Consider the following 13,291-nt stretch of genomic DNA (forward strand, 5'->3'; position numbering starts at 1 on the left):
GCCGTCACACCAGGTGGACGCGCTCCTGCACCACCGGATGCCCGGCCCGTGCGAAGTTCGCCGCCATGGGGAAGTTCCCCTGATCGGTCGCACCCGCGACGAAGGCGGCGCCCCGCTCGGCCAGGAAGTGCGTGCACTCGACCAGCAGGTCATAGGCGTAGCCGTGGCCGCGCTGCTCCGGTACGACCCCGATGAAGCCGACGCACGGTCCCGAGGAGTTGTGGGCGGGCACCTGGATGCCCACGAGCTCCCCGTCCGGGGTGTAGGCCAACCGCCACCACTCGCGGGGCGAGGGACACCAGTGGAAGAAGTCCAGCTCCTCCTGGGCGGCCAGGTCCAGCCCGCTTTTCTCGATGGCCAGCAGGGCGTGGGCGTCGAGGGTCACCGAGTGCACCCGGCGCAGCACGTCGAGGACGACGGCGTCGTCGGGCTCGGGCCGGAACTCCAGCCGGCCGGGCCGCCCGGGCAGTCCGCACTCCGGCGTCCACCGATAGAAGAACCGTTCCACCAGGACCTTCATGCCGGCCACCCGCGCGGCGCTGATCCTGGACTCGCCCGCCGCCCGCGTCGCGGGGTCGTCGCGCCAGCCGGCCGGCAGGATCAGTTCGTACTCGGTCCTCAGCGGAGACCGGCTCAGCAGCTCGGCGCCCGCCTCGTCCTCGCCCGGCGCGAAGTCGAACCAGTTGAGGAGCCGGGGTTCGGTGTCCTCCGGGCCGCCCCACCAGGCGGCGCGGGCGACGACGACGCCGTCGCGTTCGGCGATCCAGGTCCACTCGGGCCGGTAGTCACCACCTTCGGCGAGTGTGCGGTAGGAGACACCGGTGATCACCCGGCCGACGAGGCCAGGGTCCTGGAGCGAGTCGAAGAGGGACGTTTCCCCCTCGGCCAGGGGGCGGATCACCAGCCTGCTCGGCGTCTTGCTCACACGCGCCCCCAGACGTAGTTGACGGCCCGCTCGAAGTTGACGTACCCGGCGCGCTCGAAGGACTTCGCCATCGGCACGTTGGCGAGATCGGTGGCTGCGCGGATCCGGGGCACCTCCTGCTCGGCGAGGATGCGGGTGCCCTCGACCAGGATGTCGTCGACATGGCCGTGGCCACGGTGCGCCGGGACCACACCGATATAGGCGATGGTGTGGTGGTAGTTGTTGCGGGCGGGGACGACGAAGCCGACCGGCTCGCCCGTCTCCGGGAGTTGGGCGACCCGCCACCACGCGCGGGGCGAGGCGTACGCCTCGAACTCCTCGTCGTAGTGCTGCTCCGCCGCCTCGCGCGGCGAGAGGCCGGACGCCAGATCGGACTGGCCGTGCGCGTCGAGCGTGCCCTCGATCACCAGCGCCATCAGCGCGACGAGGTCCTCGCGGTCCTTCACCGGACGGAACTCCAGCCGCCCCGACGGCGCCGGTACGGGGGTCCCGGGGCGCCACTCCAGCCGCAGCCGCTCCACGAGCAGCCGTGCGCCCGAACGCTCGAGCACGCCCGTGAGCGTCTCCACCACCGCGCGGGCGGCTTCGTCCTCGCGCCAGTCCGCCGGGATGAACCTGCCGTACTCGGGGCGCTCCGCGCCGGCCGGCACGACCTGCGCCATCGCCGTCTCCAGGAGGCGCAGTCCGATGTCGGAGGCCTCCTGGGCCGGGAGTTCCGGGTCGATGTCGAAGAAGTCGAGGGCGAGCGGGGCGCCGCCCTCGGCATTGGTCCACCAGGCGATCCGGGCCAGGACGCGGTCTCCGCGCAGGGCGATCCACATCCACTGGGGCACCCGGCGCCCGGTGGCGAGATCGTCGGCCAGTTCGTGGTCGAGGACATACGAGAGCCGGCAGAACAGCTCCAGCTCCTCCGGCCCGGCGAGCGGGCGGACGGTGAGAAGATCGGCCGTCGTCGAAGACGTCGTCAAGAGGTGGTCCCTCCAAGGGAGTCGAGTGCGCAGACCGTAACAGCGCGAGGCTCCCGGGGCACGGAAATATAAGGGTCCGGCCCAGGTCAGCGCATCAGGGGCCCGCTTCTTCTGGACACCCCGGGCATCCCGGCACGACAATCTGGAACGTGACGTCCTCCTCCGAATTCAGCACGTACCCCGCTCGGCTCTCGGACGCCGAACGGGACAAGGCGCTGGGGATACTCAGGGAGGGCGCCGCGCAGGGCAGGCTGTCGCACGACACCTTCGTGAACCGCATGGAGAAGGCTCTGGCGGCGGCCCGCCCCGAGGAGCTCGCGGCGCTCACCGCCGACCTGGTGACCGAGGGCCGCTGGTCGCGCCGGCTGTTCGGCGCGGTGGAGCGCGCGTCCGCCTTCACCGCCCGGCTGGGGCGCGCCTGGCAGGCCGAGCGGCTGCCGAAGCTGCTGCTGCCCGAGCCCGGCCCGCACCCGCTGCGGATCGGCCGCGACCCGGTGAACGGTCTGCGGCTCAGCCACGACACGGTCTCGCGCCTGCACGCCGAGCTGAGCCTGCGGGACGGCCGGTGGGTCCTGCGCGACCTCGGCTCGACCAACGGCACCACCGTCAACGGACTGCGGGTGACGAGCGCCGTCGTCGTGAGGCCCGGTGACATGGTCGCGTTCGGCCATATGAGTTTCCGCCTCTCCGGACGCTGATCCGGCCCGACACCGCAGGTGAGCGCCCCGGGCCGTCACCCGAATGGGTGTACGTCGCCTGCGGCGGGGCCGAAAGGGTGATGCGCTGGGGGAACGCACGCCCCCGACCCGGGTGCGGCGACCGGCCAACGGCACCGACTGGGGGCGCGATGGTTGACGACCAGCCCACGGGCATCCGACGCATAGGCATACGAGGAGCGGGCACCTGGCCCGCACGGGTGCCGGGAGGTACTTCGGCACCGTCCGGCGCGGCCTCGGCCCGTACCGTCGCGCCCAGCCCCTTCGGCCACGGCGCCGCACGCGATCCGTACCCCGTCTACCGGACGCTGCGCGAGGACTTCCCGCTCACCTTCGACCCCTTCCTCGGGGCGTGGCTGCTCAGCCGGTACGCCGATGTCGCCACGGCCCTCGTCGATCCCCGCTTCACCCACGGCCACCGGCCCGGCGACCCGCCGTGCGCCGCCACCCACCTGGACGTCGACAGCGCCGAGCTGCGCACCGTCACCGAGCGCACCGCCCATGCCCTGGCCCGGCGCATCGCCGGCCGGACCCAGGCCGACCTGGTCGAGGACTTCTGCCGCTGGCTGCCCGCCGGGACGGTCGCCGCCGCCGTCGGGGTCCCCTACCGCGACATGATGCGGCTGGTGCGCGGCCGGGCCGCCACGGCGATGGCGGGCCAGTGCACCGGCCAGATCGCGCTGCGGGCGAAGGCGCTGGCGTCCTTCCTCGCCAACGTCCTCGACGACCCGGACCAGCTGGAGGCGCTGCGGTACGGGCCGCCGGAGCTGGTCGTCCGGGCCTGGACCGAGTCCCTGCGGCGCGACCCGCCCGTACAGGTCGCCGTCCGCCGCACCTGCGCCGAGGTGCGGGTCAGCGGCGGCACCGTCCCGGCCGGCGAGTCCGTGGCCCTGCTGATCGGATCGGCGGGCCGGGACGCGGAACGCTTCCGCGATCCCGACCGCTTCGACGTGCTGCGCGACGACGGCGGTCAGCTCACCTTCGGCAGCGGCTTCTGCCCGGCCGTCCTGCTCGCCTCCCTGGAGGCGGAGTACGGACTGCGCGCCCTGCTCGACGCCATGCCCAAGCTGCGCTGGGCGGACGGCTTCCGGCCCCGGCAGGCGGGGCTGATCACCCGGGCTCCCCGGGCTCTGCTGGTACAGCCAGGCGGCTGAGCAACGCCACCGGGCGGTCCGCGAACAGCTCGGCGAGCCGTACCGGACCGCCCTCGAACTCCCGGCGGGGATCGAGCAGATCGAACCAGTGGCCCTCCGGCAGGGGCAGCTCGGTGCCGGCCCAGCCGCCCGACTCCGCCAGCCGCAGCGAGAGCCGGGTGACCGCCGTGACCACCGCGCCGGAGCGGACGAAGGCCAGGCAGTGTCCGGCCGCCGGGCCGGTCGCCGTCAGCGGTGCGTACCGGCCCGACTCGCCGAAGATCTCCGAGTAGTGCCGGCGCAGCCGCAGCGCCGCGCGGGTCACTTCCGTCCTGGCGTCCGGCGGCCCGATCCGGAACGGCCCCCGGTTGTCCGGGTCGACCAGGGTCCGGCACTCCCGCTCCGTGCCCTGGTACAGCTCCGGCACGCCCGGCATGGTGAGGTGCACCAGCGCGGCGCCCAGGGAGTTGGCGAGCGCGTGCGGGGCGAGCTCGGCGGCGGCTCGGACCACCGGGTGCCGCTGCGCGCCGGGCCCCGCGACACCCGTCCCGACGAACGTCGTGACCGCCCGCTCGTAGGCCGGGTCGGGCTCCGTCCAACTGGTGCGCAGCCCCGCCTCCCGTACGGACTTCAGCAGTGCGGTGCCCAGCCGCTCGGCGTCGTCGTCGGAGCGGTCGGGGCCCAGACCGAAGACGGTCTGCCAGGCCGTCCAGGCCAGGTGCGGGTCGGGGGCGGCGGCGCGGGTGTCGGCGGCCGCCTCCGCCACCAGCTCCGCCCACCGGCCGGGGCACTGGGACAGTACCGCGATGGAGGCCCTCACGTCCGCGCTGCGCTTGGTGTCGTGGGTGGACAGCACGGTCCCGGTGGCCGGCCAGTCGTGGGCCAGCCGCGCGCAGTAGGCGTGGAACTCCTCCGGGCTCACCGCGGGCGCCCCGGGGTCGCCGCCGACCTCGTTGGCCGACAGGAGCGGCGTGTAGCGGTAGAAGGCCGTGTCCTCCACGGACTTGGCGCGCAGCGCGGAGGCGGCCTGCGCGAACCTCGCCCGGAACCGCCGGTGGAGGGGCCCGTCGCCGAGCAGCCCGAGCGCCAGGTCACGGACGACGTCGACGGCCGCCGCCTCCTCGGGCACGGCGTAGGCCGCCTTCGCCCGGCGCGCCGCGTCGGGGGTGAGCACCTCCTCCCCGCCGGTCCGGTAGGGACGGTAGACGGGTACGCGCACCAGGAGTTCCCGCACGGCGGTGCGCAGGGCCCAGGGCGCGTGGTCGCGCAACCGCGCGTCGTCGGCGCAGATATGGGCGGCGGTCCTGGTCAGGAAGGCGATCTCGGCGGAGAGCTCATGGTTCACCACCCAGTAGGCGGCCCGCCGCGTCGTCGCCTCCCAGTGCCCGCCCCGGTCCCCGGCCGGCCCGGCGAACTCGCGGTAGACCTCCGTCAGTTCCCCGGCCCCGCGCTCGTCGACGAACAGGCCGTCGATGTGGCGCAGCGCGTCGTACCCCGTGGTGCCGGCGACGGGCCAGCGCGTGGGCAGCCGCTCCGGGCCGGTGAGGATCTTCTCGACCACCGTCCAGCACTGGCCGCCCGCCGCCTTCCTGAGGTCCTCCAGATAGCCCTCCGGGTCCGCGAGGCCGTCCGGGTGGTCGATCCGCAGCCCCTCGATCACGCCGTCCCGGACGAGCTCCAGAATCTTGCCGTGAGTGGCCGCGAACACCTCCGGGTCCTCCACGCGGACGCCGATCAGATCCGAAATGGTGAAGAAACGGCGGTAGTTGAGCTCGGTGCGGGCCAGCCTCCACCAGCCGAGCCGGTACCACTGGGCGTCCAGCAGCTCGGGCATGGGCAGCCCCTCGGTGCCCTCGCGCAGCGGGAACTCCTGGTCCTCGTGGAGCAGCGTCCCGTCCCGGACCCGCAGCCGGGGCAGGGCGTCGCCGATCCGGTCGGGAAGGACCGGCAGCAGCACCTTGTTCCCGCCCGCCTCCCAGTCGATGTCGAACCAGCGGGCGTAGGGGGAGTCCGGCCCCTCGCGCAGGACCTCCCACAGCGGCCGGTTGTGACGTGGCACGGCCGCCATGTGATTGGGGACCAGGTCCACGACCAGGCCGATCCTGTGCTCCCGGGCGGTCGCGGCGAGCGCCCTCAGCCCCGCCTCACCGCCCAGCTCGGCCCGGATCCGACGGTGATCGGTCACGTCGTACCCATGGGCCGAACCCGGAACGGCCTCGAGGACCGGCGACAGATGCAGATGGGAGATCCCGAGCGAAGCGAGATACGGGACGGCGTCGGCCGCGGCCGAGAACGTGAATTCCGGCCGCAGCTGGAGCCGATACGTGGCGGTGGGCGTCATGCGAACGTACGTACCCCGTGAGACGGCTTCTGTGTCATTGACCCATGCGTCCATTTCGGTGCACACGGTTACGTTCGCCTGATGCTTCGAATGTACCGGGAAACGATGTCTCTGCTCGGACCGGTTCTTCCGGGCATCTCCTTCCTGGGCCGCCTTCCGACGGCGATGTGTCAGCTCGGCAGCCTCCTTCTGGTCGCCGAGACGAGCGGAAGCCTCGCCACCGCGGGACTGGCCGGCGGAGCGCTCGCCGCCGGCCAGACGGTGGGCGGGCCGCTGCTCGGCCGCGCGGCGGACCGGCGCGGCCAGCGCGGAGTCGTCCTGGTCGCCTCGCTCGCCAACGCCCTGGCCGTCGCCGCCCTGGTGTTCGCCGCGCTGGCTAATCCGGCGACCGGCTGGCTCGTCCTGCTCGGCGCGCTCGCCGGGGCGACCGTTCCGCAGGTCGGCCCGCTGGCCCGGTCCCGCTCGGTGGCCCTGGCCCGCCAGTCCGGCGCGGACGACCGGCTCGTCGGCACCGTGCTCTCCTTCGAGGGCACCGTGGACGAAGTGTCCTTCGTGCTCGGTCCGGCCCTGGTGGGGCTCGCGGCGGCCGTCGCCCATCCCGCCGCAGCCCTGTTCCTGGCGTCGGGACTCCTCGCGGTCTGCGGCACCGCGTTCGCCCTGCACCCGACGGCGAAGAAGGTCCGGCCGGTGGCACCCGCCACCGGCGCTGCGCGCCGGCGCGGCGACCGGCTGCCGGGGGCCGCGTACGCGCTGCGCGTCACGATGGTCCTGCAGGGCGCGATGTTCGGCGCATCCCAGGCGGGCATCACCGCGCTCACCGACCAGCTCGGCCGGCCCGCGCAGGCCGGGCTCGTCTACGCGGCGATGGGCGTCATGAGCGCCGCGGCCGGGCTGTCGATGGCCGCCGTGCCCTCCGGGATCGGCCTGACGACACGCTGGCGAGCGGCGACGCTCGCCCTCGTGGTGCTCTCCGCCCCGCTGATGCTCGTGGACGCCCTCTGGTCCCTGTACGCGTCGGTGATCGTCCTCGGGATCGCGTACGCCCCCCACCTGATCACCGTCTTCGGACTCACCGAAAGGATCGTCCCCGCCACCCGGTTGGCGGAGTCGATGGCCTTCCTGACGAGCGGCATCGTCGGCGGGCAGGCCCTGGCCCTCGCCGTCTCGGGCCGCCTCGCCGACAGCCACGGTGCCCCGGCCGCCTTCGCCGTCGCGCTCGGCGCGGCGGTCGCGTGCGTGGTGCTGTCGTGGACGGTCCGCACGCCGGGCCGCGCGGACCGTCCCTCCCCGTCCGTCCCCGTCGCCCAGGAGGCATGAGCCACCCGGGAAGTCCGGGCCGCCCCGGGCCAGGGCCGCCGCGGTGCTACGCCGGCCTGCGCAGGACCACCAGGCTCCGTCCCAGCAGCGGAAGCCGGTCGCCCGCCGAGACCTTCTCGGCTTCGTACGGCGGGACGACCTCGGGGCGGGCCGTGTCCACCAGGACCTGCCAGTTGCTCCCGTGGTTCACCGGAACCATGAATTCCAGGTCCTCCGGGCTGGCGTTGAACATCAGCAGGAACGAGTCGTCGCCGATCCGCTCGCCACGCGGCCCCGGCTCGGAGATCGCGTTGCCGTTCAGGAACACCGACAGCGCCCTGGCCTGCGCCGCCTGCCAGTCCCGGGCCGTCATCTCCTCCCCCTCGGGGGTGAACCAGGCGATGTCGGTGAGCTCGTCGTGCGTGCCCTCCACCGGGCGGCCGTGGAAGAAGCGGCGCCGCCGCAGGACGGGATGGTCCCGGCGCAGCCCCACCATGGCCCGGGTGAACGCGAGGAGCGTGCCCGACGCGTCCGTGCCCGACTCCGGCCAGCGGACCCAGGAGACTTCGTTGTCCTGGCAGTACGCGTTGTTGTTGCCGCCCTGGGTGCGGGCGAACTCGTCGCCGTGGCTGAGCATCGGCACGCCCTGCGAGAGCATCAGCGTGGCGATGAAGTTGCGCATCTGGCGGTCCCTCAGCTCCAGCACCGCCGGATCGTCGGTGTCGCCCTCGGCTCCGCTGTTCCAGGACCGGTTGTGGCTCTCCCCGTCCCGGTTGCCCTCGCCGTTGGCTTCGTTGTGCTTGGAGTTGTACGACACGAGATCGTGCAGTGTGAACCCGTCGTGGCAGGTCACGAAGTTGACCGAGGCCAGGGGGCGCCGCCCGTCGTCCTGGTAGAGGTCCGACGAGCCGGTCAGCCGGGACGCGAACTCGGCGAGCGTCCTCGGCTCGCCGCGCCACAGGTCCCGCACGGTGTCCCGGTACTTCCCGTTCCACTCGGTCCACAGCGGCGGGAAGTTCCCCACCTGGTAGCCGCCCTCGCCCACGTCCCACGGTTCGGCGATCAGCTTCACCTGGCTGACCACCGGATCCTGCTGGACGAGGTCGAAGAACGACGACAGCCGGTCCACCTCGTGGAACTGCCGGGCCAGCGTCGCGGCCAGGTCGAAGCGGAAGCCGTCGACATGCATCTCCGTCACCCAGTACCGCAGCGAGTCCATGATCAGCTGCAGGACGTGCGGGGAGCGCATCAGCAGCGAGTTCCCCGTCCCGGTGGTGTCGGTGTAGTAGCGGCGGTCGGCGGAGAGCCGGTAGTAGGAGGGGTTGTCGAGCCCGCGGAAGGAGAGCGTCGGGCCCAGGTGGTTTCCCTCGGCGGTGTGGTTGTAGACGACGTCGAGGATGACCTCGATGCCCGCCTGGTGCAGCGCCCGCACCGCCGACTTGAACTCCAGGACCTGCTGGCCCCGGTCCCCCCAGGACGCGTAGGCGTTGTGCGGGGCGAAGAAGCCGATGGTGTTGTAGCCCCAGTAGTTGGCGAGCCCGGCGTCCACCAGCCGGTGGTCGTTGACGAACTGGTGCACCGGCATCAGCTCCAGGGCCGTGACGCCCAGCTCGCGCAGATGCCCGATCACCGCCGGGTGCGCCAGACCCGCGTACGTCCCGCGCAGCTCCTCCGGCAGACCCGGATGGAGCATCGTCAGGCCCTTCACATGGGCCTCGTAGATCACCGTGCGGTGGTAGTCGGTCCTGGGCGGACGGTCGTCCCCCCAGTCGAAGTACGGATTGACGACGACGGACGTCATCGTGTGCGGCGCCGAGTCGAGGTCGTTGCGGGAGTCCGGCCGCCCGAAGTGGTAGCCGTACACCGCCTCGCCCCACTCCACGGAGCCCGCGACCGCACGCGCGTACGGATCGAGGAGCAGCTTCGCCGAATTGCAGCGCTGCCCGCGCTCCGGCGCGTACGGACCGTGGACCCGGAAGCCGTACCGCTGTCCCGGCATCACGCCCGGCAGATAGGCGTGCCGGACGAAGGCATCCGTCTCGCGCAGTTCCACGGCCGTCTCCGACCCGTCGTCATGGAGCAGACACAGCTCGATTCTGTCGGCGGCCTCCGAGAAGACCGCGAAGTTGGTGCCGGCGCCGTCGTAGGTGGCACCGAGGGGATACGCCTGTCCCGGCCAGACCTGCATAGATAAGACTCTTCCATTTCTGATCCGGGTGTAGGGGGCTACTTCGGCCAGATCCTGCCCGAAAGTGGGGCAACCTCCTAGGACTTCGGCCCGTCCTACCGGGTGACCACGGGGAATAGGGGGGAAATGTGCGCAAGCTAGTGCGCCGCCACCTGGGGAAAGTGGTGGCGGGCGCGGCCATGGCGGTCACGGCGACCGCCGTGATGGTCGGCATCACACTTCCGGGTACGGCGGGGGCGGACGACACACCGGGCGGCCGGTCCGCGCGGGCGGCGGGGGCCGCCCGCGACACCGGTGGGGCGGGCCGGGACGGCGCCGGGGGCGAGGGCGCGGGAGCGCCCGAACCGGGTGTCGTGGCCGACGCGCCGGACGAGGGGGAGCGCGGGGTGGGCCGCGATCCGCTCACCGACGACGAACTGAAACGGGCCGAACAGCTGGCACTGACGCCACCCGTCCGGACCGCCGCCCGGAATGTCGAGGGCGCCCGCGGCCCGCAGCACCTGGCCACCAATCTCGCCGAACCACTGCCGGGCGAGCCCGAGACCGGCGCGCCGCGCCGCGCCGAGGTGCGGTTCTACGACTACGGCACCGACCGCCTGATGACCACGACCGTCAACCTCGACACCGGGAAGGTCGAGGCGACCGGCGCCCAGCGCGGCGTACAGCCCTCGCCGCACCCGCGTGAACTGCGCGAGGCAGTGGAGCTGATCCTGAAGAGCCCACTGGGCGCGGGCCTCGAGGAGGACTACCGGGACTCCACCGGCAAGGCCCTCACCTCACCCGATCAGCTCTGGTTCAACGGCGACGTCTACCGCACCTACCGCGAGGCGCGCGTGCCGGCGGCGCTGGAGAAGTGCGGTGAACACCGCTGTGTCCGGCTGGTCACCAAGGTGCTCAACGGTTCCTGGATCGACACCAGGAACCTGATCGTCGATCTGAGCGCCAGGACCGTCACCCGCGTCGGCTGACCGGCCGCGCCCTTCCATCCCACTTTCCGCAGTTCCGTACGAGGGAGTTCGTTCCCATGCACTCCACGCAGCCCACGAGAGCCGCGCGGGTCCGGCGGCGGGGCGCCGTCCTGGCCGCCGCCGCTCTCCTCGCCACCGCCACGGCCGCGGCCGGGCCTCTGTCCCCGGCGGCCGCCGACCCGGTCGCCGCCCCCGCCCCGGCGCGTCCCGACTGCAGCGACGCCTACCGCATCGAGCAGACGCTCGACGGCGGCACCACCTGGCGCATGTGCTGGCGCTACGACATCGACTCCGGGCTGGTCCTGGAGAAGGTCAGCTACCAGCCCAAGAGCGCCTCCGCGCCCATCCGCGTGCTCACCAGCGCCAAGCTGGCCCAGATACATGTGCCGTACGACGACGGCAACGCCGAGTACGACGACCTCACCGGCGCCGGATTCGGCTGGGGCCTGCAGAACCTCAAGCCCACCGAATGCCCCGGCGGAAGCATCAAGCCGGTCCGCGTCCCCGAGCGGGGCAGGGTCAACGGCGTCTGCGCCACGACTCGGGCCCGGGGCCACGCCTACCGGATGGCCAGTGACGAGGGCAGCAGGGTCTGGCAGTCCCAGGGCAAGGACCTGCTCGTCTACACCGTCAACAAGGTCGCCTGGTACGAGTACATCACCGAGTGGCGGTTCTCCTCCGACGGTCTGATCGCCGCCAACGTCGGAGCCACCGGCAGCCTCGCGCCCAACGACTACAACGCCACCGACGGCCGGGGCTGGCCCATCGGCCACGGCGCCCGCGACTACGCCACCAGCCATGCCCACAACGTCTTCTGGCGGCTGAACTTCGGCCTCGACGGCTCGCCCAAGGACCGGGTCGAGCAGTTCGACTCCAAGGTCACCCCGCCGCGCGGCAACGGCGGCCCCACCGTGAAGACGACCCGGACCCGGGTGACCAGGGAACTGGCCGGGGACGCGAAGACCATGCGCTGGTGGCGGGTGGTGAGCCAGAACGGCAGGAACAAGGACGGCCACGCCCGCAGCTACGAGATCGTGCCGGGCCCCTCCGCCCGTCACGAGGGCCGCGGCTTCACCAGGCACGATGTCTACTTCACCCAGCAGCGCGCCTGCGAGCAGTTCGCCAGCAACAACATCCGCGACTGCGGGCCCAACGCGCCCGGGAGCGTGGACAAATGGGTCAATGGGGAGACATTGACCAACCCGATCGCCTGGGTCAACATTGGGTTCCACCACATCGCCCGGGACGAGGACCAGCAGCCCATGCCGGTTCACTGGCAGGGCTTCCAGCTCGCCCCCAGGGACGTGACCGCTATGAATCCGCTCACCCCGCCGGATCTCGCCAACCAGAACGGCCAGTGGAATCAGGGCCGTTGAGCAAGGAGCCTGCGCATCCTGCTGCACCGCCCTCCGCTCCCGGAGTACCCTTCCTTGATCGTTGACAGACGGGCGTCCAGGAGCAGAAGGCGGTGCGCGGGTGAGCTCGGGAGGGCTGGAGCTTCCTCCAGGTGACGCTGGTCACGAAGGGGACTCCACTGACCCCGCAGAAGTCCCGCCAGGAGCGGTCTCCGTCGCACGGCCGATGGAGATCGGGGCGGAGCTCGACTGGGGCGCGGACGCCTGGAGCGAGGTGCGCACGCGCGCCCAGCGGGCAGGCCGCGCCTATATTTGGCTGAATCTCGTCGAGCAGCGGTTGCGCGCCGTGGTGGCCGCAGTCCTGCGTCCCGTGTACGAACCGGTGCACGGCGAGGAGTGGGTGGTGGCGGCCGCGGGCCCGGCAGGACAGGAATGGGTGCAGCGGGCCGTCGCCGTACGGGAGGTCTCGCGCCGCAAGGGCTATCTCCTCGACCCGGCCGACGACAATGTGCTCAGTTTCCTGACGCTTCCGCAGCTGCGGGAGCTGATGGTGCAGCACTGGCCGTGTTTCGAGCCCTACTTCGACGACCGGCGCGAGGTCGAACTGGCCCTGGACGAACTGGAGGTCACCCGCAATGTGGTCTCCCGCAACCGGGCTCTCTCGCTGACCGTGCTCGCCCAGTCGGAGCGCGCCTCGGCGCGGCTGCTGGAGATCCTCGGCAGCGGGGCCGGCGTGCGGTCCGCCGACCGGCTGCCCGTCGACGCGGTCGAGGAACTCGTCGGCGACCGGTACGCGGACGTGGTCTCCGTCCACTCCGACCGGGTGCGGCTCCAGCGGCAGCTGCCCGCCGAGGACCTGTTCGGCGGCGCCCGGCGGTTGGACGCCACGGGCATAGGCCTGAACCTCCTCGTGCAGAACTTCTCCGGCCGGCGCCTGGTGCGACTGGCCGAGTCCGGCTGCCGGATACGCCTCCTCTTCCTCAACCCCGCGAGCAGCGCCGTCAAGCGGCGCGAGCGGGAACTCGGCCTGAGGAAGGGCGAGCTGAGCCGGTCCGTGGAGATGAACATCCTCCATATGCGCCGGGTCCGCTCCAAACTCCGCGATCCGGGCGCCTTCCAGATCCATGTCTTCGACGAGACCCCGCGCTTCACCGCCTATCTGGTCGACGGGGACGGCCCGGACGGGCTCGCCGTCGTTCAGTCCTATCTGCGCCGGGCCCGGGGGATGGAGGCGCCGGTGCTGGTGCTGCGCGGTGGGGGCCGGACCGTGGTGAGGTCCGGGTCCGGGCATTCCGGGCGGGACGGCGAGCACGGCCTTTTCGAGACGTACCGCGAGGAGTTCGAGTCGGTGTGGCTGGACTCCCGGCCGGTGTCCTGAATCCCGCTCGGCGCCCGGAATCT

10 protein-coding genes are annotated in these 13,291 nt (G+C 72.2%); 6 read left to right on the forward strand and 4 right to left on the reverse strand.

What is annotated here, in order from left to right:
- Positions 1 to 4: 4 nt before the first annotated feature.
- Both ACZ5VC_RS18210 and ACZ5VC_RS18215 read right to left on the reverse strand, forming a co-directional pair.
- A complete protein-coding gene (locus ACZ5VC_RS18210) occupies positions 5 to 925 on the reverse strand; it encodes a GNAT family N-acetyltransferase (protein WP_469121033.1) in 921 nt (306 codons plus the stop codon).
- Positions 922 to 1,893 carry a GNAT family N-acetyltransferase gene (locus ACZ5VC_RS18215; protein ID WP_469121034.1) on the reverse strand — a complete coding sequence of 324 codons (972 nt, stop codon included), beginning with the start codon at positions 1,891 to 1,893 and terminating at the stop codon, positions 922 to 924. Before ACZ5VC_RS18215 ends, ACZ5VC_RS18210 begins: the two co-directional genes overlap by 4 nt.
- A gap of 149 nt (positions 1,894 to 2,042) precedes the next feature.
- Here ACZ5VC_RS18215 and ACZ5VC_RS18220 point away from each other — a divergent pair, with 149 nt between their 5' ends.
- Both ACZ5VC_RS18220 and ACZ5VC_RS18225 read left to right on the forward strand, forming a co-directional pair.
- Positions 2,043 to 2,591 carry an FHA domain-containing protein gene (locus ACZ5VC_RS18220; RefSeq protein ID WP_469121035.1) on the forward strand — a complete coding sequence of 183 codons (549 nt, stop codon included), beginning with the start codon at positions 2,043 to 2,045 and terminating at the stop codon, positions 2,589 to 2,591.
- A 149-nt stretch (positions 2,592 to 2,740) separates the two neighbouring features.
- Positions 2,741 to 3,763, forward strand: coding sequence for a cytochrome P450 (locus ACZ5VC_RS18225; RefSeq protein WP_469121036.1), 1,023 nt, complete (start codon positions 2,741 to 2,743; stop codon positions 3,761 to 3,763).
- Here the strand turns inward: ACZ5VC_RS18225 and treY are convergent.
- On the reverse strand, positions 3,720 to 6,083 hold the full coding sequence (treY, locus tag ACZ5VC_RS18230; RefSeq protein WP_469121037.1) for a malto-oligosyltrehalose synthase: 2,364 nt from the start codon (positions 6,081 to 6,083) through the stop codon (positions 3,720 to 3,722). The genes ACZ5VC_RS18225 and treY overlap by 44 nt on opposite strands.
- Positions 6,084 to 6,164: 81 nt before the next feature.
- Between treY and ACZ5VC_RS18235 the strand changes: the two genes are divergently transcribed.
- Positions 6,165 to 7,400, forward strand: a complete 1,236-nt coding sequence (locus tag ACZ5VC_RS18235) for an MFS transporter (protein WP_469121038.1) — start codon at positions 6,165 to 6,167, stop codon at positions 7,398 to 7,400.
- A gap of 46 nt (positions 7,401 to 7,446) precedes the next feature.
- On the opposite strand, the gene glgX is transcribed toward ACZ5VC_RS18235, so the two are convergent.
- Positions 7,447 to 9,567, reverse strand: coding sequence for a glycogen debranching protein GlgX (gene glgX, locus ACZ5VC_RS18240; RefSeq protein ID WP_469121039.1), 2,121 nt, complete (start codon positions 9,565 to 9,567; stop codon positions 7,447 to 7,449).
- Between the two features lie 128 nt (positions 9,568 to 9,695).
- Here glgX and ACZ5VC_RS18245 point away from each other — a divergent pair, with 128 nt between their 5' ends.
- The 3 genes from ACZ5VC_RS18245 to ACZ5VC_RS18255 all read left to right on the forward strand — a co-directional run bounded on the left by ACZ5VC_RS18245 (position 9,696) and on the right by ACZ5VC_RS18255 (position 13,268).
- Positions 9,696 to 10,535 carry a Tat pathway signal sequence domain protein gene (locus ACZ5VC_RS18245; protein ID WP_469121040.1) on the forward strand — a complete coding sequence of 280 codons (840 nt, stop codon included), beginning with the start codon at positions 9,696 to 9,698 and terminating at the stop codon, positions 10,533 to 10,535.
- Positions 10,536 to 10,591: 56 nt separating this feature from the next.
- The gene (locus ACZ5VC_RS18250) at positions 10,592 to 11,911 is read left to right on the forward strand and encodes a copper amine oxidase (RefSeq protein ID WP_469121041.1); all 1,320 of its coding nucleotides are present in this window, start codon (positions 10,592 to 10,594) and stop codon (positions 11,909 to 11,911) included.
- A 100-nt stretch (positions 11,912 to 12,011) separates the two neighbouring features.
- A complete protein-coding gene (locus tag ACZ5VC_RS18255; protein WP_468704197.1) occupies positions 12,012 to 13,268 on the forward strand; it encodes an SAV2148 family HEPN domain-containing protein in 1,257 nt (418 codons plus the stop codon).
- The last annotated feature ends 23 nt before the right edge of the window (positions 13,269 to 13,291 follow it).

The sequence above is a fragment of the Streptomyces sp. NPDC033174 genome (assembly GCF_055577795.1).